At 61.2% G+C, this 25,122-nt stretch carries 28 protein-coding genes and 1 pseudogene; 21 read left to right on the forward strand and 8 right to left on the reverse strand.

Annotated features, from left to right (window positions below; all coding sequences use genetic code 11):
• Positions 1 to 11 precede the first annotated feature (11 nt).
• Entirely contained in the window at positions 12 to 962 is a 951-nt protein-coding gene (locus GKR99_18190; GenBank protein NKB29377.1) for an MBL fold metallo-hydrolase, read from the forward strand.
• 97 nt (positions 963 to 1,059) lie between these two features.
• Positions 1,060 to 1,326, forward strand: a complete 267-nt coding sequence (locus GKR99_18195; protein ID NKB29378.1) for a hypothetical protein — start codon at positions 1,060 to 1,062, stop codon at positions 1,324 to 1,326.
• On the opposite strand, the gene GKR99_18200 is transcribed toward GKR99_18195, so the two are convergent.
• From GKR99_18200 to GKR99_18210, 3 genes are all read right to left on the reverse strand, one after another.
• Entirely contained in the window at positions 1,323 to 2,066 is a 744-nt protein-coding gene (locus GKR99_18200) for a serine/threonine protein phosphatase (GenBank protein ID NKB29379.1), read from the reverse strand. The two genes, GKR99_18195 and GKR99_18200, sit on opposite strands and share 4 nt — an antisense overlap.
• On the reverse strand, positions 2,063 to 3,664 hold the full coding sequence (locus tag GKR99_18205; protein NKB29380.1) for a phosphoglycerate dehydrogenase: 1,602 nt from the start codon (positions 3,662 to 3,664) through the stop codon (positions 2,063 to 2,065). Before GKR99_18205 ends, GKR99_18200 begins: the two co-directional genes overlap by 4 nt.
• A 79-nt stretch (positions 3,665 to 3,743) precedes the next feature.
• On the reverse strand, positions 3,744 to 4,922 hold the full coding sequence (locus GKR99_18210; GenBank protein NKB29381.1) for a phosphoserine transaminase: 1,179 nt from the start codon (positions 4,920 to 4,922) through the stop codon (positions 3,744 to 3,746).
• 197 nt (positions 4,923 to 5,119) lie between these two features.
• Between GKR99_18210 and GKR99_18215 the strand changes: the two genes are divergently transcribed.
• From GKR99_18215 to GKR99_18235, 5 genes and pseudogenes are all read left to right on the forward strand, one after another.
• The gene (locus GKR99_18215) at positions 5,120 to 6,265 is read left to right on the forward strand and encodes a DUF563 domain-containing protein (GenBank protein NKB29382.1); all 1,146 of its coding nucleotides are present in this window, start codon (positions 5,120 to 5,122) and stop codon (positions 6,263 to 6,265) included.
• A 2-nt stretch (positions 6,266 to 6,267) separates the two neighbouring features.
• Positions 6,268 to 7,148: pseudogene (gene serB / locus GKR99_18220) on the forward strand (phosphoserine phosphatase SerB).
• A gap of 75 nt (positions 7,149 to 7,223) precedes the next feature.
• Complete coding sequence (locus GKR99_18225) at positions 7,224 to 7,547, forward strand: metalloregulator ArsR/SmtB family transcription factor (protein ID NKB29383.1); 324 nt, start codon at positions 7,224 to 7,226, stop codon at positions 7,545 to 7,547.
• A 2-nt stretch (positions 7,548 to 7,549) separates the two neighbouring features.
• Entirely contained in the window at positions 7,550 to 7,981 is a 432-nt protein-coding gene (locus GKR99_18230) for an SRPBCC domain-containing protein (protein ID NKB29384.1), read from the forward strand.
• A gap of 18 nt (positions 7,982 to 7,999) precedes the next feature.
• Positions 8,000 to 8,311, forward strand: a complete 312-nt coding sequence (locus GKR99_18235; protein ID NKB29385.1) for a hypothetical protein — start codon at positions 8,000 to 8,002, stop codon at positions 8,309 to 8,311.
• A gap of 19 nt (positions 8,312 to 8,330) precedes the next feature.
• Here the strand turns inward: GKR99_18235 and GKR99_18240 are convergent, their stop codons facing one another.
• Positions 8,331 to 9,323 (reverse strand): asparaginase, encoded by a 993-nt coding sequence (locus GKR99_18240; GenBank protein ID NKB29386.1) that lies wholly within the window; start codon positions 9,321 to 9,323, stop codon positions 8,331 to 8,333.
• Between the two features lie 170 nt (positions 9,324 to 9,493).
• Between GKR99_18240 and GKR99_18245 the strand changes: the two genes are divergently transcribed.
• Positions 9,494 to 10,018: a hypothetical protein gene (locus GKR99_18245; protein ID NKB29387.1), complete on the forward strand. Its 525-nt coding sequence runs from the start codon at positions 9,494 to 9,496 to the stop codon at positions 10,016 to 10,018.
• Positions 10,019 to 10,115: 97 nt separating this feature from the next.
• Positions 10,116 to 11,297, forward strand: coding sequence for a 23S rRNA (adenine(2503)-C(2))-methyltransferase RlmN (gene rlmN, locus GKR99_18250; GenBank protein ID NKB29388.1), 1,182 nt, complete (start codon positions 10,116 to 10,118; stop codon positions 11,295 to 11,297).
• Positions 11,298 to 11,304: 7 nt separating this feature from the next.
• Here rlmN and GKR99_18255 read toward each other — a convergent pair whose 3' ends face one another.
• From GKR99_18255 to GKR99_18265, 3 genes are read right to left on the reverse strand one after another with little or no spacing between them, the layout of a single operon-like run.
• On the reverse strand, positions 11,305 to 12,465 hold the full coding sequence (locus GKR99_18255; protein NKB29389.1) for a gfo/Idh/MocA family oxidoreductase: 1,161 nt from the start codon (positions 12,463 to 12,465) through the stop codon (positions 11,305 to 11,307).
• A 3-nt stretch (positions 12,466 to 12,468) separates the two neighbouring features.
• The gene (locus GKR99_18260; GenBank protein ID NKB29390.1) at positions 12,469 to 13,359 is read right to left on the reverse strand and encodes a TIM barrel protein; all 891 of its coding nucleotides are present in this window, start codon (positions 13,357 to 13,359) and stop codon (positions 12,469 to 12,471) included.
• 20 nt (positions 13,360 to 13,379) lie between these two features.
• On the reverse strand, positions 13,380 to 14,480 hold the full coding sequence (locus GKR99_18265; protein NKB29391.1) for a gfo/Idh/MocA family oxidoreductase: 1,101 nt from the start codon (positions 14,478 to 14,480) through the stop codon (positions 13,380 to 13,382).
• A gap of 96 nt (positions 14,481 to 14,576) precedes the next feature.
• On the opposite strand from GKR99_18265, the gene iolD reads away from it, so the two are divergent.
• From iolD to GKR99_18290, 5 genes are all read left to right on the forward strand, one after another.
• Positions 14,577 to 16,436 (forward strand): 3D-(3,5/4)-trihydroxycyclohexane-1,2-dione acylhydrolase (decyclizing), encoded by a 1,860-nt coding sequence (gene iolD / locus GKR99_18270; GenBank protein NKB29392.1) that lies wholly within the window; start codon positions 14,577 to 14,579, stop codon positions 16,434 to 16,436.
• A gap of 3 nt (positions 16,437 to 16,439) precedes the next feature.
• Positions 16,440 to 17,285 (forward strand): phytanoyl-CoA dioxygenase, encoded by an 846-nt coding sequence (locus GKR99_18275; protein ID NKB29393.1) that lies wholly within the window; start codon positions 16,440 to 16,442, stop codon positions 17,283 to 17,285.
• The gene (gene iolC, locus GKR99_18280) at positions 17,282 to 18,265 is read left to right on the forward strand and encodes a 5-dehydro-2-deoxygluconokinase (GenBank protein ID NKB29394.1); all 984 of its coding nucleotides are present in this window, start codon (positions 17,282 to 17,284) and stop codon (positions 18,263 to 18,265) included. The genes GKR99_18275 and iolC overlap by 4 nt, the downstream gene beginning before the upstream one ends.
• Positions 18,266 to 18,490: 225 nt before the next feature.
• Positions 18,491 to 19,333 (forward strand): 5-deoxyglucuronate isomerase, encoded by an 843-nt coding sequence (locus GKR99_18285; GenBank protein NKB29395.1) that lies wholly within the window; start codon positions 18,491 to 18,493, stop codon positions 19,331 to 19,333.
• On the forward strand, positions 19,330 to 20,160 hold the full coding sequence (locus GKR99_18290) for a class II fructose-bisphosphate aldolase (GenBank protein ID NKB29396.1): 831 nt from the start codon (positions 19,330 to 19,332) through the stop codon (positions 20,158 to 20,160). Before GKR99_18285 ends, GKR99_18290 begins: the two co-directional genes overlap by 4 nt.
• Positions 20,161 to 20,174: 14 nt before the next feature.
• On the opposite strand, the gene GKR99_18295 is transcribed toward GKR99_18290, so the two are convergent.
• A complete protein-coding gene (locus tag GKR99_18295; protein ID NKB29397.1) occupies positions 20,175 to 21,305 on the reverse strand; it encodes a LacI family DNA-binding transcriptional regulator in 1,131 nt (376 codons plus the stop codon).
• Here GKR99_18295 and GKR99_18300 point away from each other — a divergent pair.
• From GKR99_18300 to lptB, 7 genes are all read left to right on the forward strand, one after another.
• The gene (locus tag GKR99_18300; protein NKB29398.1) at positions 21,304 to 21,513 is read left to right on the forward strand and encodes a hypothetical protein; all 210 of its coding nucleotides are present in this window, start codon (positions 21,304 to 21,306) and stop codon (positions 21,511 to 21,513) included. The genes GKR99_18295 and GKR99_18300 overlap by 2 nt on opposite strands.
• The gene (locus GKR99_18305) at positions 21,485 to 21,622 is read left to right on the forward strand and encodes a hypothetical protein (protein NKB29399.1); all 138 of its coding nucleotides are present in this window, start codon (positions 21,485 to 21,487) and stop codon (positions 21,620 to 21,622) included. Before GKR99_18300 ends, GKR99_18305 begins: the two co-directional genes overlap by 29 nt.
• 5 nt (positions 21,623 to 21,627) lie before the next feature.
• Positions 21,628 to 22,452, forward strand: a complete 825-nt coding sequence (locus GKR99_18310) for a sugar kinase (protein NKB29400.1) — start codon at positions 21,628 to 21,630, stop codon at positions 22,450 to 22,452.
• A gap of 73 nt (positions 22,453 to 22,525) precedes the next feature.
• Entirely contained in the window at positions 22,526 to 23,137 is a 612-nt protein-coding gene (locus tag GKR99_18315; GenBank protein NKB29401.1) for a ribonuclease D, read from the forward strand.
• Between the two features lie 46 nt (positions 23,138 to 23,183).
• Positions 23,184 to 23,801 carry a hypothetical protein gene (locus GKR99_18320; protein NKB29402.1) on the forward strand — a complete coding sequence of 206 codons (618 nt, stop codon included), beginning with the start codon at positions 23,184 to 23,186 and terminating at the stop codon, positions 23,799 to 23,801.
• Between the two features lie 26 nt (positions 23,802 to 23,827).
• Positions 23,828 to 24,301, forward strand: a complete 474-nt coding sequence (locus tag GKR99_18325; GenBank protein NKB29403.1) for a lipopolysaccharide transport periplasmic protein LptA — start codon at positions 23,828 to 23,830, stop codon at positions 24,299 to 24,301.
• Positions 24,298 to 25,056, forward strand: coding sequence for an LPS export ABC transporter ATP-binding protein (gene lptB, locus GKR99_18330; GenBank protein NKB29404.1), 759 nt, complete (start codon positions 24,298 to 24,300; stop codon positions 25,054 to 25,056). The genes GKR99_18325 and lptB overlap by 4 nt, the downstream gene beginning before the upstream one ends.
• Positions 25,057 to 25,122: the final 66 nt, after the last annotated feature.

The raw sequence follows: 25,122 nt of genomic DNA on the forward strand, positions 1-25,122 counted from the left end.
CGGGGGCACAAATGGCCAAGGCATTCGCAAGCGCTGGCGATCTGATCGAAAAGACGACCAGCTTCACCGAAATCGGCGACGGCCTTTATGCCTTCACCGCCGAGGGCGACCCGAATTCAGGCGTCATCATCGGTGACGATTCGGTGATGGTGATCGAAGCGCAGGCGACACCGCGTCTGGCCAACAAAGTGATCGAGTGCATTCGCGGCGTCACCGACAAGCCGATCACCCATCTGGTGTTGACCCATTACCACGCGGTGCGCGTGCTGGGTGCCTCGGCCTTTGCGGCGCCACAGGTCATCATGTCTGAAAAGGCCCGCGCCATGGTGGTCGAGCGTGGCCAGGAAGACTGGGACAGTGAATTTGCCCGCTTCCCACGCCTGTTTCAGGGGCACGAGGATATCCCCGGCCTGACCTGGCCGACGACGACGTTTCAGGGCCGGATGTCGGTTTATCTGGGCAACAGGCGGGTTGATCTGATGCAACTTGGGCGCGCCCATACCTCTGGCGATATCGTCGCCTATGTCGGCGATGCCAATGTGATGTTCACCGGCGATATCGTCGAATATAAATCCGCCTGCTATTGCGGCGACGGCCATTTCCATGACTGGCCCGGCACGCTGGACGCGGTGCGCGCCTGGGATGTCGACGCCATCGCGCCGGGGCGCGGTGATGCACTTGTCGGCAAGGCGATGGTGAATGAGGCGCTGGACCTGACGGCGGATTTCATCCGCTCGACCTATGCGCCCGCCGCCCGCGTTGCCCTGAAGGGCGGCAGCCTGAAGGATGCCTGGGATGCGGTGCGCGCCGAATGCGACCCCAAGTTCAATGACTACGCCATCTATGAACACTGCCTGCCGTTCAACGTCGCCCGCGCCTATGACGAAGCCCGCGACATCGACACGCCCCGCATCTGGACGGCCGAGCGTGACGCCGAGATGTGGGAAGCCCTGCAGGGGTGAAGAACACGCTGCGCATGATCCGCCTGACCGCAATATGGTATCTTATCGGTTCCATCGCGCCCATGGTGGCACTTGTTTTGGTCGAGGTTGTTGCAGGATGAGTGGTTCTTCCGCCGTCATACTGGTGATTCAGGGTCTGGTTTTCGCCGCCTGGGCCTTCGTGGCATTCCGAACCCTGTTCGATATCTCAGGGCGGGCACGACGCCTCAGCGGGAAACTACTCCCCGGCCCGGGATGGGCCGTGCATGCCTGGGCCAACTGGTGGCGTGATCGCCGGGTCCGCCATCACCGGCTGCAACTGGTCGGACTGACCATCGCGATGTTCGTCCTGATTGTGGTTTTCGCCGTAATTCAGCGCACCTAGGCAGGGCGCAGCGGAACCCGCCCCTCGTCCGTCAGCGTCCAAACCTGCCGGCCTTCGAACACTGCCGGGACCAATGGGCGGCCATAGGCCGCGCCGCCGTCCAGATTGACCCGGTTGCCGTAATGCGTCGGCGCCTCGATCACCGTATGGCCATGCACAACCAACACCCCGTGGTCCCGCGTGTCATCGACAAAGTTGTTGCGGATCCAGACCAGATCATCCTCGACCTGATCGGACAGCGCCACGCCAGGGCGGATACCAGCATGGGCGAAGAACAGGTCGCCAAACCGGTGCGTCAGCGGCAACGCCCTGAGGTATGCCAGATGATCCGGGATCACCGCGTCCACAGCGCGCCGGTGAACGGCTTCGGCATCATCCTCTACCGCGCCAGAAACGCCATAAGACGCCAGCGTCGTCGCCCCACCCAGGCGCTGGTTCAGCCAGTGCAGCCCGGATTTGATCGCCGGGTCATGCCACGTCGGGTCATCCATAAAGCGATAGAACAGCCGGTCGTGATTGCCTTTCAGAACCACCCAAGGCTTGCCCGCCGCCTGCCCGGCAATCAGCGCCTCCAGCACCCCGCGCGAATCTGGCCCCCTGTCGGTCAGGTCGCCCACATGGACAACCTGCGCCGCCAGATCCCCAACCCGCGCCCGGTCCTCAGCGATCAGCCGGTGCGCGTTGTGGAACTGGTCAAGCTGGCCGTGAATGTCGCCGAGGGCATAAATGCGGTCCGTCACGCGACGTCGAATTCCAGCGGGGTCACCGACTGGAACATCCCCGTTGCGCGCAACTTGCCCAGCACCGGCTCCGGGATCGGATCGTCCACATACAGCAGTGCGATCGCCTCGGTCCCGCGATCCGCCCGCCCAAGGGTGAAGTTGGCGATGTTCACGCCATTCTCACCCATCGTCTGTCCCAATGTTCCGATGATCCCCGGCACGTCCTGGTTGGTGGTATACAGCATATGCTGCCCGATCTCTGCGTCGATATTGATGCCCTTGATCTGGATGAAACGCGGCTTGCCGTCTGAAAACACCGTTCCCGCGATTGAACGCTCGCGCATCGCCGTGCGCACGGTCAGCTTGATATAACCATCGAAAACTCCGGTCTTTTCCTGCGTCGTGGTGGAACAATCAATGCCGCGATCCCGCGCGATGACGGGGGCCGAGACCATGTTGACGTCCGGGTTGGTCACCCGCATCAGCCCCGCGACCGAAGATGCGTTCAGCGCCGCGGTATTCATCCCCGCAACGATGCCATCATAAAGGATGTTGATCGCCTTGACCGGTTCATCCGTCATCTGGCCAACAAAGGCCCCCAGATGCCCGGCAAGCTTTAGCCACGGGCCCATCACGGCGGCTTCCTCTGCCGTGACCGATGGCATGTTGAGCGCGTTCTGAACCGCGCCGGTCAGCAGGTAATCCGACATCTGTTCGGCCACTTGCAGGGCGACGTTTTCCTGCGCCTCGGTTGTCGCCGCGCCCAGATGCGGGGTGACGACGACGTTTGGCAGGTTGAACAGCGGGCTGGCGGTTGCGGGTTCCTCGGCAAAGACGTCAAAGGCGGCGCCCGCGACACGACCGTCTTTCAGCGCTTCCGCCAAGGCGCCCTCATCCACCAGGCCGCCGCGGGCGCAATTCACGATCCGCACACCGGGTTTCAGCTTTGCGATCGCCTCGGCCGACAGGATGTTGCGGGTTTTGTCGGTCAGCGGCACATGCATCGTGATGAAGTCGGACTTCGCCAGCAATTCGTCCAGTTCAACCTTGCGCACACCCAGCTTGGCGGCGCGTTCCTCGCTCAGGAACGGATCATAGGCGATGACTTTCATCTTCAGCCCCAGCGCGCGGTCGCAGACAATCGCGCCGATATTCCCGGCCCCGATCACACCCAGGGTTTTTGCCGTCAGCTCGACCCCCATGAAGCGTGACTTTTCCCACTTGCCTGCGTGGGTGCTGGCATTGGCCTCGGGAATTTGCCGCGCCACCGCCATCATCATCGAAATCGCGTGTTCCGCCGTGGTGATCGAATTGCCGAACGGCGTGTTCATCACGATCACCCCTTTCTTCGAGGCGGCCGGAATCTCAACATTGTCGACCCCGATCCCGGCACGCCCGATAACCCTGAGGTTTGTCGCGGCCTTGAGAAGCTTTTCGGTGACTTTGGTGGACGAGCGGATGGCAAGCCCGTCATAATCGCCGATGACACCCAGCAGTTTTTCTTTGTCCTTGCCGAGCGTCGGATCAAAGGTGACGTCAATGCCGCGATCCCGGAAGATCTGCACAGCGGTTTCAGAGAGTTTGTCAGAGACAAGAACTTTTGGCGCGGTCGTCATGAGTTTATTCCTTCAAGCAGGGTGCCATACGTTTTGCCGACGCTTTGCCGACGCATTGCAGACACCAAAAAAATGGGGATCAGGCGGCGTTTTCCTGCGCCGCGATTTCAGCTTCGAACGCCCAGCCGATCCACGGCATCAGGGCTTCGATATCGCTGGCCTCGACCGTACCGCCGCACCAGATGCGCAAGCCTGGCGGCGCATCGCGATAGCCGCCGATGTCAAAGGCCACGACTTCATCCGCCAGCCGCTTGGCAACCGATTTGGCGAAGCTGGCCCCGTCAGAAATCCGCGAATCGGTAAACCTGAGGCAGACCGAGGTGGTCGACCTGGTCGCCGGATCAGAGGCAAGGTTTTCGATCCAATCGTGGCGGTCAACGAAGGCCTGAACCGCCGCTGCATTGGCCGTGGCGCGGCCAATCAAACCCGCCAACCCACCAACCGAGCGTGCCCAGTCGAGCGAGACGAGGTAATCCTCAACCGCCAGCATGGACGGCGTGTTGATCGTCTCGCCCCGGAAAATACCTTCAATCAGTTTTCCGCCTTTGGTCAGCCGGAAAATCTTCGGCAGCGGCCAGGGCGGCGTGTGGTTTTCGAGGCGTTCAACGGCGCGGGGGCTGAGGACGATCATCCCATGCGCCGCTTCTCCGCCGAGTACTTTTTGCCAGCTGAACGTTGTGACATCCAGCTTATCCCACTGTAATTCCATCGCAAATGCGGCGCTGGTGGCATCACAGATCGTCAGGCCCGCGCGGTCTGGCGCGATCCAATCCGCATCTGGAACCCGCACGCCCGAGGTGGTGCCGTTATAGGTGAAGACCACATCATGATCCGGGTTGACGGCGCCAAGATCCGGCAGTTCGCCGTATCCCGCCTCGACCACCGTCGCATCCAGCTTCAATTGTTTGGCCACATCCGTGACCCACCCGGCGCCGAAACTTTCCCACGCCAGCATGGTCACCGGGCGCGCGCCCAGCAGGTTCCACATCGCCATCTCGACCGCGCCGGTGTCCGAGGCGGGCACGATGCCAATGCGATAGTCATCGGGGATGCCCAACATCGCGCGCGTGGCGTCGATAGCCTCGGCCAGTTTGGCCTTGCCACCCGCCGCACGATGCGACCGACCCAGCCAGGCATGGCCGAGTTTGTCTAATGTCCATGTCGGGGGTTTGGCGCAGGGGCCTGACGAAAAACGCGGATTCGTCGGATTTGCCACAGGTTTAGGTGTCGGCCGCAGGGCCGAAGTTTTCGTGTCCATCACTGGATATCCTCACAGATATATGCCCCTCGTTGGGGAGGGGTGTCCCACAGACGCGTTTATGAGAAGCCTGGCGAAAGAACAATAGTGGTTGGCGTTCTCGCGAAAAGACCTCGGATCAGAAAGCCTGATTTAGGGGTAGACAAACCTGCCCTGAACGAAATTGACATGGGCAGGTAAAGGCGAAACGATTGGGAATGATGACACCGAACCCCGACGATTTTGACGCAGATGCGGCCGCGACTTACAAACCGGCATTCATTGCACCGCTGAAGCGCGACAAAAAGACGAATGGTGTCTGGGATGCCGGTCTGTTCGACGCATCGGGCGCACCGATACCGCACGCGCATCTGAACCTTCACAAACTGACGTCGCAGGCAACGCCGGACGTGTTCAAGCAATCGACCGTAGCGGCCAAGGACATCCCCGGAGAGTGGCTGTTTGCCGGGGTGCTTCCAAGGAAAACCGGGCATATCATCTTAAACGCCCTCGGACGGTTGTGGATGACGGATCACTTGCCCCAGAGCGTCGGCCTGCTGTTCGTGCCGCATCTTTACGACCCCCCCGAGCATCCGTTTCTAAGCCAATTGTTGACGACTCTCGGGTTGGATCGGCGTTGTAGGCTGGTGACGGTGCCTGCCCGCGTCGAGTGTCTGCATGTCGGCCCCGACGGATTCAGCAGTGCGTTGCAGGGGCAAGCTGCGCCCGAAGTGGTACAATGGATCAGGAGGCGCGCAAATCCTAACGCAGGGAAGATTGGTTCGCGGAAGCTGTATATTACGCGCGGACGGTTATCGCCTTTGGTTGGCCGGCATGTTTGTGAGGATATCCTTGAAGAAAATCTCGCGCAGGCAGGGTATGAAATTATCGTTCCGGAATCGATGAGCCTGCGCGATCAGTTTGACCTCTATTCCGAGGCGACCGAGGTGATCGCCGCTGAAGGAACGGCCCTGCACATCGCCGCACTTGCCTTGCCGGACGCAGCCCGGCTTGTCGTGATCCAAAGACGGCATGACGTGCCTGACCTGATCCGCAACCACCTCGACTGTTTCTTGGCGAACCCGGTGGTGTATCTGGATGCCATTGATGTGATGCATTGGCCCGAGGAACGCGCCGTCAACGTCGCACTCACTACCCTTGATTTCGCACGGCTTCGGATCGGCTTGATCGAGAAAGATCTGATAAGCCCTTCGGACGCGTGGCGGATTCCGACAGATACCGAAATACTAGAGAGCCGTGCCAAGGGGCGCGGGCAAGACGCGCGGTTTCTGACACTCGAAGACCGCGAAAAGTTTCTAAAAGCGTTTCGCCGTCGACGCAGACAAAAGCGAAGAATGAAGTAAGAATGTTCACAGTCACTCTTCTGGTCGACCCGAAATCGCCAACGCTTGATCCGGCATTGGTTGAGAACCTGCGCAATGCCTGGGGTGGGGGGATGCGATCTGGCTGGCCCCCGATGAAGCGGCGGAGTTTGACGTGCCGCTGCGTCCGGATACGTTTGCGACGACACATATCGGCCTTCTGGCGATGGGCGTTGATCTGGCAATCCAGCCGAAACAGGGTCGAAAGAAGCGTCTTTTGCTGGCCGATATGGACAGCACGATGATCGGGCAGGAATGTATCGACGAACTGGCAGCCGAGGCTGGGTTCGGGGAACGTGTCGCGGCGATCACGGCGCGGGCCATGAACGGAGAACTGGACTTCGAAGCGGCATTGATCGAACGGGTCGGGTTGCTGAAAGGCCTCGAACTGTTGGTCATCGACCGGGTGCTGGATCAGCGCATCACCATGGCGCCGGGCGGCGCGTCGCTGGTGGCAACGATGAAGGCCAATGGCGGTCACGCGGCTTTGGTATCGGGTGGGTTCACGGCGTTTACCGAAGCGGTCGCCAGGCAATTGGGCTTTGATGAGGATCGCGCGAACACACTCCTGCATTCCGATGGCAAGCTGACCGGGGATGTCGCGCGACCGATTCTGGGGCGCGACGCAAAGGTGGCGGCCCTGGCCGAGATCTGTCAGCGCCTTGGCATATCGCCCGATCAGGCAATGGCCGTGGGCGACGGCGCGAATGATCTGGGGATGCTGCAAGCCGCCGGGGCAGGGGTTGCGCTGCATGCCAAGCCGGTCGTGGCAGAACAGGCGGCAATCCGCATTGATCACGGTGACCTGACCGCGCTGCTGTATCTGCAAGGCTATTCCAGGGCGGAATTTCAGCAGCTGGCATGAGGGTGGCCCTGGCCCCGTTGACTCTCTAATTCGCATATGTGTTAATTAACTAAATGCGGAATCAACGGAGCCGAGATGCCATCGCTTCCCGAAACCTTTGCGGCCCTGTCGGATGCCACGCGCTTCGCAATTGTCGAGCGTTTGTTGGACGAAGGTGAGCTGCCCGCCGGTGATCTTGCCGCCGCGACGGACCTGTCTGCCCCGGCGGTGTCGCGCCATCTGAAGGTTCTGCGTAACGCCGGGATCGTGGCCCAGCGGGTTGAGGGGACGCGGCGCTATTACCGGGCCGAACCGGAACCGCTGAGGGCGATTTCCGCCTGGACAGGCTCTCATCGGGCATTCTGGGAGGCCAGCCTCGACCGGCTGGAAAAGATACTAAACAACAGCGGGTGGACCTGACCATGGCAGATGTAACGTTAGAGCGTGACTTCGCGGTCACCCCGGAAAAATTGTTCGCGGCGGTCAGTACACCGGAGGGGCTGGCCAGCTGGTGGGGGCCGGAAAACGTAACGCTTGACGATCTTCAGCTGGATTTCACCCGCACCGGACCTTGGCGATCGACGATGATCGGCACCGATGGACAGCGCTACAAGGTGACTGGGCAGGTCACCCATGTGGATCCACCAAAGTCTGTCGGGCTGACCTGGGCCTGGCACGACGATGCAGACGACCGTGGCCCCGAAAGCCATGTCACCTTCACGGTTCAGGCGCACCCCGGCGGTGCACGTCTGATCGTGGATCACCGCGGCCTTGCCGACGAAGACCAGGCAGGGCGGCACACCGAAGGCTGGACCTCGTCGCTTCGCAAGATCGCGGCGGCCCTGGCCGGATAACCGAAAGGGAAAGACACGATGCCAAAGTATATTTTTGCCTATCACGGCGGCGCATTGCCAGAGACACCAGAGGAAGGTCAGAAAGTCATGGCCGCTTGGGGCGCCTGGATGGAGGGGTTAGGCTCTGCCATCGCGGACGGCGGCAACCCGGCAGGCATGTCGAAAACCGTCAGCGCGGCTGGTGTGGCGGACGATGGCGGCTCGAACCCGATCTCGGGGTACACACTGGTGAATGCCGACACCATCGAAAGCGCCTGCGAGATGGCCAAGGGCTGCCCGATCATCGACGCTGGCGGCTCGGTCGAAGTGGCCGAAGCGGTCGAAATGTGATCCCGCGCCGGCGCAGACCTTAAATCAAGGTCTGCGCCGGGCGAATATGCCCGGTGACGATGCCCCGGCGGTTTGTGACGGGCACATTCAACAGCCCTTCAGCAACCGGATTCACGGGGTCAAGCGCTCCGAATTTCACCAACAATGCGGTAATCGCCGTTTCCGCCGCGCGCGTCGCCCCATCGGCGATCTTGATCGCGATCCCCAACTTCCGTTCTGGCAGAATCGCGATGAAAACCCCTTCGGCCCCGGTCTTGATCGCGGCACGACCCGCGCAGGCACGCATCAGTTTGGTGCAGGCGCGCCCTTCACCCGCTACCAGATCGGGGTGGGCCATCATCGCCTGGCGCAACCGCATCTTGGCATCAGAGAGTGTGTCGCCCCCGCCAGCGGACGCAAACCCCGCCATGGCGCGGGCCAGACCTGTCAGGGTGCAGGCAAAATTCGGGGCCGAGCAGCCGTCGATGCCGTGCCCGGGGCTGGTTTCGCTGGTCGCGGCCTCGAACGCCTCAAGCGTGGCCTGCTGAACCGGGTGATCCAGCGCAAGATACCCGGGGCCCGCTTTCAGATGCCGCGTCAGGGTCAGGAATCCGGTGTGCTTGCCGGAACAGTTGTTATGCGTCTGATCTGGCACAATCTGGTCGCGGATCATCGCGTGGCGCAGGTCTTTGTCGCGCGATGGCTCGGACCCGCAGCGCAGATCACGCTCACTCAGCGATAAATCGCTTAGCCAGGAACGGACGTGATCGACATGCAGTGGCGCACCATTGTGGGACGAACAGGCCAGGGCCAGCCGCTGGGGTGAAAGACCGGCGGCATCCGCCGCGCCCGAGGTCACAAGCGGCAACGCCTGCACCATCTTGCAGGAAGATCGGGGCAGGATCGTGGTGGTTGGATCGCCCCACTCAGCCACGGTTTCGCCGGTTTCATCGACCACAGCCACATGCCCTGCATGAATGGATTCCAGGATTGGCCCGCGCCAGACTTCGACCAAAGTTTCGGCTTGTGCCACTGTAAAGCCCTCGCTATCGCCGATTTTCCAAGAACGGGGCTTTTCCAAGTGGTTGTCATCCCCTAAAAACCCGATCTAGGGTAAACAGGCCGGTGCGGGCAAGCGACCTCTGCCAGACAGGGACGTTGGAGACCGACCAAGAGGCAAATGACAGTCCGGAGGCTGTATCGATGATCCGTAACACCATTATTGGACTGACTGGCGCTTTGATGCTGGGCACCGCACCCGCCATTGCGCAGGAGTCGGACAACCAAGTCGCCCAGCGGACAGACTGGAGCGTTTTTGTCGAAGAAGAACCCAAGGAGTGCTGGAGTGTGTCCAGCCCCAAGGAAACCGTGAACAGCCGCGATGGCCGTGTCGTGGCGGTGCGTCGCGGCGACATCCTGTTGTTCGTCACCTACCGCCCCGGCAGCGACGTCACCGGAGAGCTGAGCTTTACCGGCGGCTACCCCTTTGCCAGCGGATCGAACGTCACGATGGAAATCGGCGGTGCGACCTTCCAGATGTTCACTGAAGGCGAATGGGCCTGGCCGGGATCGGCAGAAGAAGATGCCAAGATCGTCGCGGCCATGAAGCGCGGCGCGCAGGCTGTTCTGACCGGTCGTTCCGCGCGTGGCACGGTGACGAAGGACACTTTCAGCTTGCTGGGATTCACCGCTGCCGAAGACGAAGCCGCCAAGCGCTGCGCCGGATAAACCATATTTCGATATTTTGACGAGGGGGCGCAGGTGTTTATCTGCGCCCCTCGGTGCTATATGCCCTGCATCCCAAGTTTGATGGACTGAGCCCGACATGACCCCCGCAACGCCCATTACCCAGGACGTGATGACCATTCCGCGCAAGGCTGTTGATGGTCCGGTCAATCTGATTGGCCTGACCCGTGACCAATTGCGCGATGTTCTGGTTGAGGCTGGCACGCCCGAAAAACAGGCAAAGATGCGTGTTGGGCAAATCTGGCAGTGGCTCTATCAGAAGGGCGTGCGTGACTTTGACGCGATGACGAATCTTGCCAAGGGATACCGTGCCGATCTGGCCGAACGGTTTGTGATCGAACTTCCCGAAGTGGTCACCCGCCAGATCAGCGACGATGGCACCCGCAAGTATCTGGTGCGGATCGCGGGCGGGCACGAGGTTGAGACGGTTTACATCCCCGAAGAGGGGCGCGGGACGCTGTGCGTCTCGTCCCAGGTCGGCTGCACGCTGACCTGTTCATTCTGCCACACCGGCACGCAAAAACTTGTGCGCAACCTGACCGCCGGAGAGATCATCGGCCAGGTGATGCTGGCGCGCGACGATCTGGGCGAATGGCCCGAGCCGGGCCACAATCCGCATGATGAAACCCGGCTGCTGTCCAACATCGTTCTGATGGGCATGGGGGAACCGCTGTATAATTTCGAAGCCGTGCGTGACGCGATGAAAATCGCGATGGACCCGGAAGGCATCAGCCTGTCCCGTCGCCGGATCACTCTGTCGACTTCGGGTGTCGTGCCCGAAATTGCGCGTACAGCGACCGAGATCGGCTGCCTGCTGGCCGTCAGTTTTCACGGCACCACGGATGAGATTCGCGACAAGCTGGTCCCGATCAACAAGAAATGGAATATCGAGGCGCTGTTGGACGCGCTGCGCGCCTATCCCAAGCTGTCGAATTCCGAACGGATCACCTTTGAGTACGTGATGCTGAAGGACGTGAACGACAGTGACGAAGATGCCCGCCGTTTGATCCAGCTGATCAAGGGCATCCCGGCCAAGATCAACCTGATCCCGTTCAACGAATGGCCCGGCGCACCTTACGAGCGGTCTTCCAACAACCGCATCCGTGCCTTCGCCGACATCATCTACAAGGCCGGATACGCCAGCCCGATCCGCACGCCGCGGGGCGAGGATATCATGGCCGCCTGCGGCCAGCTGAAGTCCGCGACCGAACGGGCACGCAAAAGCCGGGCGGCGATCGCGGCCGAGGTGTCTGGCGGCTAACTGTCGGTCAGTCCCGGAACATCGGCGGGCGCGCATCAACCCAGGCACCGCCGTCCCGCGCCGAGGCCACGGCCTGATGCACCGCAGCCATGGATCGCAGGCCATCTTCGGCACGCGGGTACAGGTCTGCCGCCGGATCAGGCGCGCGCCCGTCTTTCTGGGCGCGGATCGCCTCGGCCAGGTCAGTGTAGATGTTGGCGAAGGCCAGCGGCATCCCCTCGGCGTGGCCGATGGTCACCCGGCTTGATCGGTCGGCTTCGGGGGACAAGCCTGCCTCGCCACGTTCGATGATCTGGTTGCGCCCGCCAGTCGGGGTCCAGATCAGCTGATTGGGCTGTTCCTGCGCCCAGCGCAGCCCGCCCTTTTCGCCGAAGACCTGGATCGTCAGCCCGTGCATGCGCCCAACTGCGACGGATGAGGTCCACAGGCGTCCGACAGCACCGCCGTCCATGCGGAAATTCACCATCGCGTCGTCTTCCAGCGTGCGGCTTGGGATCGTGCTGGCGAAGTCGGCGCTGAGCTTCGCAACCTCCTGCCCGGTCACGAAACTCGCCATGTGCAGCGCGTGAATGCCGCAGTCCGCGAATTGCGCCGAGACTCCCGCCTGCGCCGGATCGTAGCGCCAGCGGACGCGCGGATTATCCGCGTCCGCCGCATCGGCGTGGTGGCCATGGGCGAATTCGGCGACGACGACACGCACCGCGCCAAGATCGCCCCGCGCGACCATGGCGCGCATGTGGCGGACCAGTGAATAGCCGGTATAGCCATAGTTTACGGCGCAGATTCGACCCGATTGCTGCGCGATGCGCACAATCTCTTCGCCCTCGTCCACCGTCATGGTCATCGGCTTTTCACACAGCACGTTGAACCCGGCGGCAAGGAATTCGCGCGTAATCTCGAAATGCGTGGCGTTGGGCGTCGCCACGGTGACCAGATCGATCCGGTCGTCCCGCGCGCTTTCACCGGCCAGCATCTCGCGCCAATCGCCATAGGCACGGTCCGGCGCGATGCCCAGCGATTGCGAATAGGCGCGGCCTGCGTCCGGGTTGTGGCCCAACGCACCGGCGACGAAGCCGAAGTCGCCGTCCAACCCGCTTCCCAGACGGTGCGCCGGGCCGATTTGGCTGCCTTTGCCACCACCGATCATGCCCCAGTTCAGTTTTGCCATTTTTCAGAATCCGATCGACTGGAGGTATTCGCGATTTGCCCGCGCGTCATCGACGGGCGAGGTGTGGCCAAGCGGGTCGCAGTCCTGCTCGACCGTGCACCAACCCTCGAACCCCGCATCCAACAGCATCTGGCGCACGGCGGGGAAATCAACATCGCCATCGCCCAGGTTGCAGAAAATCCCCTGACCGCAGGCGTCGTAAAAGCCGGTGCGCTTTTCAATCACATCGGCTTTCACCACAGGATCAATGTCCTTGAAATGCATATAGCTGATGCGCCCGATGTGGCGTTGCATGAAGGCGACGGGGTCGAACCCGGCATAAGAATGGTGGCCGGTGTCAAAACAGATTTTCAGATGCTCTTCTGGCACCTCGTCCAGCAGGCGCTCTAACTCAGGCTCAAAGTCGATGAAGCCGCCGGCGTGGGCGTGCATGCCCACCGTCAACCCGTAATCCTCGGCCCCCATGCGTGCCACATGGGCGATCCGGTCGCGATAGGCGGCCCATTCATCGGCGTCCATCTGTTCAGCCTCGGCGGCGCGCCCGGCGGTGGGCGCACGGCGTGGCGAGATCGAATCGATCAGCACCAGATGCTGCGCGCCATGGGCGGTCAGCGCCTCGCAAGTGCGCACGGACCCGTCGAGCACGTCATCCCAGGCGTCCGGCTCGTGGAACGGGCGGAACACGACGCCGCCAATCAGGGTCAGCCCGTTTTCGGCCAGCGCCTCGGCCACTTGCGGCGGGTCTTCGGGCATGAAGCCAACAGGCCCAAGCTCGATCCCTTTGTACCCGGCCTCGGCGTTCTGTTTTAACACGGTTCTCCAGTCTGGATTGCGTGGATCATTTGCGAATTCCACGCCCCAGGAACAGGGGGCATTGCCGATTCTGATTGTCATTTTGGGGCTCCCCTTCCGGGCTAAAAATCGCTGACGGTTTGCCAGCTTCGTGATGCATGTGACGCACGGGTTGCCGCGACGACCTGTTGAACTTCCAGACCAGCCCGGAACGTGGGCCAAATCGCCTGCCCGGTGTCGATGGCACGCAGAAAGTCATGCGCCTCGATTATGATCTGATCCTGATAACCGGTGCCATGCCCCGGCCCCTTGCAGAACGGCAGGTAATCCGGGTGCGCCGGGCCGGTCAGGATCTTGCGGAACCCGCGTTGTTCGGGCGGCGCATCGGCGTGGTACAGCCACAATGCGTTCTGATCTTCCTGATCAAAGCGGATCGCGCCCTCGGTTCCAAACACCTCATAGGCATAGCCCATCTTGCGCCCGGTCGCGACCCGGCTGGCGGTGATGTGACCGCCGACGCCACTGGCAAAACGCACCATCATTTGTACCTGATCGTCATTCGTCACCGGGATGCCGCCGCGCGTTGGATGCACCGTTTCCATCACCGCGTTCAGCTCGGCAATCGGTCCCATCAGGGCCAGTGCGGCGTTGATTGCGTGGGGCGCCAGATCGCCAAGACACCCGTTCGCCTCGCCCGAGTATCGCCAGGCGGCGATGCCGGTGTCGTTGTGAAAATCTTCGGTGTGTTCGCCGCGAAAATGGGTGATCTGCCCCAGTGCGCCATCCGCGATAAGCTGGCGCGCGTATTGCGTCGCCGGCGTGCGGGCGTAGTTATAAGCGACCTGGTTGGCGACCCCGGCCTTGTCGGCGGCGGCCACCATTGCGCGGGCATCTTCAACGTGCAGGCCCATCGGCTTTTCGCACAGAACAGGTTTGCCAAGGGCCAGCGCAGCCTCGGCGATGTCACGATGGGTGCTTTGCGGTGAGGCGATGACCACCGCTTCGACCGAAGGATCATTCACCAGATCGGCCCAATCCGCCGCACCGCGCGCGAATCCATAGGCTTTGGCATAGCGTGCGCTGCTGCCCGGGCCAGAGCCGCAGATCGCGGCAAGTCGCGGCTTCAGGCGGGTCTCGAAGATGGTGCCGACACTGGCAAATGCAGCCGAATGGGCCTTGCCCATATAGCCACCGCCCACGATACCTATGCCGATTTCGGCCATGAAGCGCCTCCCACCAAAAACCGTTTGCAACCGGTTGCAAAACGAGTATCTTCAATCGCGCCCTGTGGTCAATGGGCCATTTTCGATGAGGACACCATGAGCACTGTCACCCTGACCACCGCGCAGGCCATCGTCCGCTATCTGGCGGCACAGTTTATCGAGATCGACGGCGAAAAGACCCGCGTTTGCGGCGGCGGCTTCGGCATATTCGGCCATGGCAACGTGCCTTGCCTGGGTGAAGCGCTGTGGGATCACCGCGATATCCTGCCGCTTTACAGGGGCCAGAACGAACAGAGCATGGGCTTTGCGGCGGCGGCTTATGCTAAGTACCACCTGCGCCAGCGCTTCATGCTGTGCACGGCCAGCGCCGGACCGGGGACGGCGAACCTCTATACCGCCAGCGCGCTGGCCCATGCCAACCGCCTGCCGATGCTGATGCTGTGCGGTGACGCCTATCAGACCCGGCTGCCGGATCCGGTTCTGCAACAGTTGGAGCATTACGGGAACCCCGCGCTGGGTCTGAATGACGGCTTCCAGACGGTCACCCGATACTGGGATCGGATCACCCATCCCGCACAGGTGGTTCAGAGCCTTCCCGCCGCCCTTGCCACGATGCTGGACCCGGCTGATTGCGGCCCGGCGTTCATCGCGCTGCCACAGGATGTGCAGGGCTGGACCTATGACTATCCGGTGGAGTTTTTCGCCGAACGGACGCACCGGATTCGTCGTCAGGCACCTGATCAGTCCGAGGTTGCCGAGGCTGCGGCGCTGCTGAAAACGGCCGAACGTCCGATGATCATCGCCGGAGGTGGCGTTCAGTATTCGCGCGCTGTGGCCGAACTGACCGCCTTTGCCGAAGGGTTGAATATTCCCGTGGTCGAAACCATCGCCGGGCGGGCGAATATGGTGGCAGGCCATCCACTGAATATCGGGCCGATCGGCGTCACGGGGTCGAATTCCGCGAATGCGATTGCCGAACGCGCAGATGTCATCGTTTCGGTCGGAAGCCGCCTTCAGGACTTCACCACCGGGTCCTGGACAGCGTTTGCGGGGGACGCAAAGTTTATCTCGATCAATGCAGCACGCCACGATGCGGGCAAGCATATGGCGCTGCCGGTGGTCGGGGACGCGAAACTGGGGCTGGAGGCGCTGGGCAAAGCGACGGCAATGTATTCCGCGCCCGACGGCTGGACAGTGCGCGCCCAGGCCGAGCGGGCGAAATGGGACGCCTATGTCGCCGAGAACGTGACGCCCGGGAATCGCCCGAATTCCTATGCGCAGGCCATCGGCGTGGTGAATGAATTGATGGGCAAGCGTGACCGGGTGGTCACCGCCGCCGGGGGGCTGCCTGCCGAAGTCACCGCCAACTGGCGCACGCTGGATATCGGCACCGTGGACGTGGAGTTCGGCTTTTCCTGCATGGGGTACGAGATTGCCGGCGCCTGGGGCGCGCGGATTGCCCAGGCGGAGAAAGAGCCTGAGGCCGACGTCGTCTCGCTGGTCGGGGACGGGGCCTATCTGCTGATGAACTCGGACATTTATTCGTCGGTTCTGACACAGAAGAAAATGATCGTTGTCGTGCTGGACAATGGCGGATTCGCGGTGATCAACAAGCTGCAAAACAACACCGGGCAGGAAAGCTTCAACAACCTGATCGCCGATTGCCCGACGGTGCCGGACCCCTTCGCAGTGGATTTTGAAAGCCATGCACGGGCGATAGGGGCGAATGCCGAAACAGTCTCGAACCCCGCTGAACTCGCCGAGGCGTTCAAGCGCGCCCAGGCTGCCGACAAGACCAGCGTGATTGTCATGCAGGTGGACCCCTATGAGGGTTGGACAACAGAAGGTCACACCTGGTGGGAGGTTGGAACGCCCCACATCAGCGACAAGCCGGGCATCAATGCGGCACATGCCGAAATCGAAGCTGCGCGCAGCCGCCAGCGAAAAGGAATCTGAGCGATGAAGACCTATACCGCCGCAACCGCCGATCCGGTTGAGATCTGTGATGAGTTGATGAACGGCGCCGGAGCGGTGAAACTGAAAGGCCTGTTTTCAGACGCCGACATCGCCGAGGCGCGCCAGATCATCATGGAGTATTCCGATGCGGATGCGGTGAAGGTCACGCATTTTCAGGGGGCAGCAGCAGATGACGGCAAACTGAACCTGCAACGCCGGGTCTGGAACCTGCTGGCCAAGGGCGATGTCTTTTCCCGCATGGCCGAAGAACCAACCGTGATGAAGATCCTGTCGCGGTTTCTGGGGAACGAATTCATCATGGGCTCGATCGCGGCAAACCGTATCCTGCCGGGTGGGCCGGGGCAGGAACCCCATGTGGACTTCCCCTATTGGGACTTTCACAAACCAGATTCGCACCCGATGGGGTTGAACGCGTCCTTCCCGATGAACGCGCAGATCTCGATCATTTTGGACCCGTTCACCGACGAAAGCGGCGCGACGGCCTATTTGCCCGGCACGCAAAAAGACCTGCGTTATCCGACCCCGGAGGAACAGGCGGATTTCTACAAGAATTGCGCCCGGATGACCGGGGAACCGGGCGACACGGTGCTGTTTTTCGGGGCCGCCTGGCATTGCGCGATGCCCAATAACTCGGATCACGAACGCAATGCGGTGCTGATCAACTATGTCCCGAAATTCGTCGCCCCGCTGGAAGATATGCCCGGCGCCTTGGCGCAAAGCTTCATGGATGCTGCCAGCCCGCAGATGCGGCAATTGCTGGGTCTGAACTATAAATACCCCGAGGTTCTGGACACCGCAGACGCTGTGAACGCCGAGGGCCGCAAGTGAGCGATCTGTTAGCGGGAATCGCCCGCAACGACTTTCTGGTGATTGGACGCGCGGGAATGGATTTCTCGCCACATCCGGCTGGCACCAGGACCGAAGATGCGACCGAATTTGTCGCGGGCCTTGGCGGGTCGTCGGCCAATATCGCCGCAGGAATTTGCAAGTTCGGCGGCAAGGCGGCTCTGGTGACCTGTGTATCGGACGATTCCATCGGGCGGTATTGCGTCAATCAGTTGCAGCACTATGGCGTTGATGCCGCGCATGTGCGCGCCGTTGGCGGGGAATACCGCAATTCGCTCGCCGTTTATGAAAGCCGGGTCGAGGACCACCAGACTGTGATCTATCGCAACGGCGCGGCAGATTTTCAGATGTCCGAAGCGGATGTGGAAGCGGTGGATTACGCGCGCTTTGGCGCGTTAATCACGGCCGGCACGGTATTCGCTGCCGAACCGTCGCGCAGCGCCACGTTCCGCGCGTTTGAATTGGCGAAAGCCGCAGGCGTGCCGATCATTTTTGATGTCGATTATCGACCCTATTCCTGGCCATCTGCACAGGTTGCCGCAGATGTCCTGTCCCGCGCCGGGGCTTTGTCGGACATGATCGTCGGCAATGACGAAGAATTTGGTTTCATGGCCGGGGATATCTCAGAAGGTCTGGCCAAGGCGCGTGAACTGGCGGGTACGACGGCCAGCATCGTGATCTATAAAATGGGTGAAAAAGGCGCGATCACCTTCGCGGATAATGCAGAGATTCGCACCGGGATTTATCCGGCCACGGCCCTTAAACCCACCGGTGCAGGCGACAGTTTCATGGCCGGGCTGATGGCCGGTCTTGCCGCTGGGTTCCCGCTGCGCGAGGCGATTCTGCGCGGTTCGGCCTGTGCATCCATCGTCGTGGCGAAACCGGGTTGCGCGCCCGCGATGCCAAATACGGAACAATTGGAAGACTTCCTGGCCGCTCATCCCGGCCCAACCGAGGCTTAGCCGATTGTGTTGAAAAACTCCGTTTTAGGGCCTGAACGATGATTTTTCTTTCCATGCAGCCCGATCCTAAATTTTTGGCGCGGGGGTCGGCCCAAATCGCCTACATGCGCTCACGCGCAGCCATGCGCTGTCTCGTGGTCAAAGCTTTCCGACTATTTCGCTTCATAGGTTTTCGCAAGAAATCCGCGACGCTCTGATTTCGGAGTTTTTCAACACAATCAGCCCATGCACATCGCCCCTTTCGACAATCAGAACAAACCCATTGTGGATGCGGGCGACACAACCGTTCCGCTGAACTATTTCAACATCGTCAAGCTGACCAAGGACCAGGCGTTCGACTATCAGGTGCCGGGGTTTGAAACCTGCATCGTGCCCGCAACCGGAACGGTCGATGTTGAGGTTGAGGGGTTCACCGCCAAAGCGCTCGGCGGGCGCGGCGTGGATGTCTGGGATGGTGAGCCCGAAGGCGTCTATGTCCCCTCGGGCGCCAAGGCGCGCATGATCTGCACGTCCGACGCTGCCGAGGTTTTCGTCGCCGGTGCGAAATACGACGAAGTTCTGGAGCCTTTCGCAGTGCGCGCGGACCAGTTGGACCTGGTGCAATACGGCAGCGACGACACCAAAACACATCGGAAAATCAAGCATATTCTGGGCCAGAAACAGCACGACAAGGTCGGGCGGCTTCTGGTGAGTGAGCTGTTCACCGTGGGTCAGGGCGGCTGGTCCGGTTTCCCCAGCCACAAGCACGACACCAACCGCCTCCCCGACGAAACCCGCCATGATGAGACCTATAACTTCCGCTTCCGCCCCAATCACGGGTCTGGCGTGCAGATGCTTCAGCGCGAGGATGGCAAATCGGGCGACGCCTATCACATTGTCGATGGCTCCACGATCTGTATCGACAACGGCTATCACCCATGTGCGGTTCTGCCGGGGTACGAAATGTATTATTTCACCATCCTTGGCGGGCTAAGCCAGCGGTCACTGGTTCAGTATTTCCAGCCAAGCCACGCCTATCAGATCGAGACTATTCCAGGCATCAAGGACATGATTGCGAAGTTCAAATGACGCTTGCGACCCTCGCCGAGGTTCTGCAGCCCGCGTTGAAAGGCAACTATGCCGTTGGCGGGCTGGTCACCCTTGGTTGGGAGGATATGCGCGCCTATGTGGCAGCGGCCGAGGCTGCGGATTGCCCCGTCATCCTGCAGGCCGGGCCGTCCTGTCGCGAACATACGCCGCTGCCGATACTGGGCAAGATGTTCCGGCATCTGGCCGAAAGCGCCAGCGTCCCCGTCGTTGCCCATCTGGATCATGGTTATACGTTCGAGGATTGCCAGCAGGCACTCGACAGCGGGTTCACTTCCCTAATGTTCGACGGATCGCGCAAACCACTGCTGCAAAACATTGATGAGACCGCGAAGGTCGCCGAACTGGCGCATCGGGGCGGGATTTCCTGCGAGGGTGAGATTGGATTCGTCGGCTATTCCGGCGGTGAAGGCTCGGCCGGGACCGACCCGGACGAGGCGGCGCAGTTTGCCCGCGAATCCGGCGTCGATGCGATGGCGATCTCGGTCGGGAACGTGCATCTGCAACAGGACAAGGAAGGTGGCCTGGATGAGGCGCGGATTGCTGCGATTCAGGCGGTCACGGATGTGCCGCTGGTGATCCACGGCGGCTCGGGCGTGCCGGTGGAACAGCGGGTGCGACTGGCGCGCGAAACCGCGATCTGCAAGTTCAATATCGGGACCGAACTGCGGATGGCCTTTGGCGCGGCACTGCGCAAAGCGGTGGGCGCTGACCCGGATCGGTTTGATCGCGTGTCGATCCTGAAGGAAACCCATGATCCGGTTGTGGAGGCGGCATGCCGCGTCATATCGGCGTTTGGCCCGGCCTGATTAGGCTGGTCTGATTACGCCGGTCTGAGCGTTCCGCCCGCATGCAGCGACGGCGACATCTCGACCCGTTGCTGCGCTGCGCCATCGGCGATGATCCTGGCAGCTGCGCGCCCAATCTCGATCCGCATCGAATCCATGGTTGCCAGCCGTGTCGGCAGGCCGTCCAGCAGTTCCAGATCGTTGAACCCGGCAAGGCCGATCTTGCCGGGAACGTCGATCCCCGCTTCCTGACAATGCAACAGCCCGCCCATCCCGATCATATCGTTGGAATAATACAGGAAATCGATGTCGGGTGAGCGTGCCAGCATCGCCGCCGTCATCTCGCGCCCTTTGGCCAGCGCCGAGCCGCCGGAATAAAACTCCTTGTCGGCAACCTCCAGCCCGGCCTTGGCCAGCGCTTCGGTGAAGCCTTCAAAGCGTTTCCGGGCGCGGTGATCCAATGGCATGATGGTGCCCAGAAAGCCGATGCGCCTGTGACCGCGGCGGATGATCTCCTGCGCCATTTCGCGGCCCGCGCGGCGATGGGATATCCCGACGACGGAATCCACAGCGTCGCCATCGACATCCATAATCTCGACAATTGGAATGCCAGAGGCTTTCAGCATCGCGCGCGCGGCCTCGGAATGTTCAAGCCCGGCAATGATCACGCCAGAGGGCCGCCACGACAGCATTTCGTACAGCACCTTTTCTTCCCGTTCGGGCGAATAATGCGTCACGCCGACCACGGGTTGCAGGGGTGTTTCGTCCAGCACCTCGGACACGCCGGTCATCACTTCGGGGAAGACCATGTTTGACAGTGACGGGATGATGACAGCGACCAGATTGACCTGGCTTGAGGCCAGCGCCCCGGCGATCTTGTTGGGGACATAGCCAATGCGCTTTGCCGCCTCGAGGACCTTGTCGCGCGTTGCAATCGACACATCGCCACGCTGGCGCAAGACGCGGCTGACGGTCATTTCGCTGACGCCTGCAACTTCTGACACATCCCTGAGGGTCAGCGGACGGCGGGTACTGGAGGTCTGGTTGGTCACGGACGCGATCAGGGCCTTTGCGCAGGGAACAGTCGTTCGTCTTCCTGTTAGCCGGTTCCGCCCGCCTTGGCCAAGGGCTTTCGCCTGCTGCGGTCCCTGATAGGGTGCGGCCATGATGGAAACCCATACAGATAGCCGCTGGAATATCCGCCCGAAACGGATCGCCTGCATTGGCGAAGCGATGATCGAACTGTCGCTTGCCGGCACCGGCGATACGGCCCGCATCGCAGTTGCAGGCGACACGCTGAACACCGCCGTTTACCTGCGCCGCAACTGGTCCGGGGATGTGGCCTATGTCACGGCACTTGGCAGATTGTGTTGAAAAACTCCGAAATCAGAGCGTCGCGGATTTCTTGCGAAAACCTATGAAGCGAAATAGTCGGAAAGCTTTGACCACGAGACAGCGCATGGCTGCGCGTGAGCGCATGTAGGCGATTTGGGCCGACCCCCGCGCCAAAAATTTAGGATCGGGCTGCATGGAAAGAAAAATCATCGTTCAGGCCCTAAAACGGAGTTTTTCAACACAATCGGCACTGATCCGATGTCCGACCGGATCGCCGACTTCATCCGGGCAGAGGGGATCCGCGACGATCTGGTGATCCGCAGTGCAGCGCATATGCCGGGGCTTTATGCAATCTCGACCGACGCGGCGGGCGAGCGCAGCTTTGCCTATTGGCGCGATTCATCTGCTGCGCGCAGCCTGTTTCAGCCCAGGATCGGGCCGGAATTCGACCAGCTTGCGACGTTCGATGCCTTGTGTCTTTCGGCAATTACGCTGGCGATTCTGCCGCCAGATATCCGCACCACGCTGCTGGACTGGTTGTCAGGATATCGCGCCAACGGCGGGTTGGTGATCTTTGATTCCAACTTCCGCCCCCGCCTGTGGGAAGATGCCGCAACCGCCCGTGAGGTTATTCAGCGGGCATGGGCGATTACGGATATCGGCCTGCCATCGGTTGATGATGAGATGGCGATTTTCGGCGATGCCGATCCGGATGCCGTGCATGCAAGGCTGAATTCTTACGGATTGAAACTGGGTGCGTTGAAGCGTGGCGAGGAAGGCCCGCTCTCCCTTGGCGGGCAGCAGTACGATCAGATCTATCCACCTGCTGAAACCATCGTTGACACAACCGCCGCTGGCGACAGTTTCAATGGCGGATATCTGGCCGCATGGGCCAGTGGCGCGTCCGAGGCTGAGGTCCTGTTGGCAGGCCACATGTGCGCGCGCAAGGTGGTCGGATTGCGCGGCGCTTTTGGATGACGTCGCAGGTTTGCCCTTGCCTGACGACCACTTCGAGCGGTAAGGCGCGGCACCGCGGCAATTTGGACGTCACATGACCAATCACCTGCATCAGAACGATTTGCCCGATGGGCTGGACCTTGGCCCGATCGTGGCCATCGACTGCGAAACCATGGGCCTGATCCCGCATCGGGACCGTCTGTGCCTGGTGCAGATGTCATCCGGTGACGGGGACGCGCATTTGGTTCAGATCGCCAAGGGCCAGACCGAGGCGCCGAATCTGACCGCGATGCTGGGTGATCCGAATGTCCTGAAGCTGTTCCAATTCGGCCGGTTTGATATCGCGGTGATGCAACACGCTTTTGGGGTTCTTGCGTCGCCGGTCTGGTGCACCAAGATCGCATCGAAACTGGTGCGGACCTATACGGATCGTCACGGGCTGAAGAACCTGACGGATGAGCTGCTGGGCGTCGATATTTCTAAGCAGCAGCAATCCAGCGACTGGGGGGCAGCAACGCTCAGCAAAGCGCAGATTGATTATGCGGCCTCCGATGTCCTTTACCTGCACAAAATGCGTGAGAAGCTGATCGAGCGGCTGGAGCGTGAAGGCCGCCTGGACCTGGCGCAGGCAGCGTTTGATTTCCTGCCGTCAAGGGCCGCACTGGATCTGGCTGGCTGGCCCGAGATGGATATTTTCGCACATTAACCGACCCGCGCTTGGCGCGCCGCTGCGAAGGACGTATCTGTCAGACATGGCGCGAACTGACGACACCTATACCAAAACGGTCAAGGCCCTGCGCCTGGCGCTGCCGCTGGGTGCGTTGATCATCCTGTCGACCGTTTTTCTTGTGTCCAAGCGGGTGTCGCTGGATCAGCCGCCGCCGTTTGATGAATTGCGGCTGGAACAACTGCTTAGCGATGAACATATCACCGGACCGTCCTTTGCGACGATGACGGATGACGGATCATCGGTGAGTTTTGCGGCAGACCGCGCCCAGCCGCGCGGCGGGGCCGAAGGGCAGTATCTGGCCGAAAAGGTGCGCGCCAACATCGAAACCTCGGACGGGGGCACGATGCATTTCGAAGCGCCAACGGCCGAGCTGGATCAGGACGCGAAGCAACTGGTGATGGGTGACGGCGTGACAATCCTGACCTCGACCGGCTACCGGATCGAGGCCGAGACATTCACCTCGACCCTGGATCAGACCAGTGTTGCCAGCGCGGGCGAAGTGACAGCAGATGGACCCGTCGGGAAGCTGACCGCCGGACAGATGGAATTGCTGGAAACGGACGATGGCTATGTTGTGGTTTTCAAGGACCGCATCAACCTGATATACGACCCCACAGAACAGAAGGATGACACACCGTGAGTTTTGTACGTGTATGCGCCCTCGGGCTGGCGCTGGCCCTGGCGGCCCCGAATGTCGCACTGGCACAGGCCTCGGTCGCCTTTGGCGGGCTAAGCCATGATACCTCGCAGCCGGTTGAAGTGGCGGCTGACAAGCTGGAGATTGACCAGGGCGACGGAACCGCGATTTTCAGCGGTAACGTGTTGATTTCGCAAGGGGCCATGCGGCTTTCGGCGTCGCGTGTGCGCGTCGTCTATGCCGATCAGACCAGCAGCGACGGCACAGGTGAGATTCAGACCATGCGCGCTTCGGGCGGTGTGACGCTGGTGAATGGCGCAGAAGCCGCCGAAGCGCGCGAGGCCGTTTATAACATCGACGCAGGCACGATAAACCTGAGCGGTGATGTGATCATGACCCAGGGCCAAACCGCGATTGCCGGCAATAGCCTGCGCATCAACCTCAACAACGGGTCGGGCGTCATCGAAGGGCGGGTTCGCACCGTGCTGAGCACCGGCAATTGAACAGCCCTCACCTAAGTCTCGCGCCCGGTGAATCCGGGTTGCAGGTCATTAACCTGCGCAAAAGCTATCGCAAGCGTCCGGTGATCCGCGATGTCTCGTTGGAGTTGCACCGGGGTGAGGTCGTCGCGCTGCTGGGGCCGAACGGGTCTGGGAAGACCTCGTGCTTTTATGCGATTGCCGGACTTGTTTCGCCCGAGGGTGGTCAGGTGGTGATTGATGGCCGCGATGTGACCAACCTGCCGATGTATCGTCGCGCCCGTCTTGGCATTGGATATCTGCCGCAGGAAGTGTCGATCTTCCGGGGAATGACGGTCGAAGACAACATCATGTCGATCCTGGAACTGTCGGTGCGAAACCGCAAGCGGCGGCGCGACATGCTTGAGGATCTGCTGGGCGAATTTTCCATCACGCATCTGCGCCGCGCTGCCGCGCTGAGCCTGTCAGGCGGGGAGCGGCGCCGGGTTGAAATTGCGCGCTGTTTGGCCGCCGACCCCAAATATCTGTTGCTGGACGAACCTTTTGCAGGCGTCGATCCGATCGCCGTGGGCGAGATTCGGTCGCTGGTGGCGCAGTTGCGCGATCGGGGCCTGGGTGTTCTGATCACAGATCACAACGTGCGCGAAACGCTGGAAATTGTCGATCATGCCTACATCCTTCACGATGGCTCGGTTTTGATGAGCGGGACCGCCGAACAGGTCATCAATGACGAGAATGTGCGCCGCGTCTATCTGGGCAATAGCTTTCGCGCGATGTGACGCCAGACACCCCGTCTGTGTGAAAATCCATTGACAGCACGGTCTGTTTGGACGCCAAATGGGGTC

Source organism: Paracoccaceae bacterium, assembly GCA_012103375.1.
Lineage (GTDB): Bacteria > Pseudomonadota > Alphaproteobacteria > Rhodobacterales > Rhodobacteraceae > WLWX01.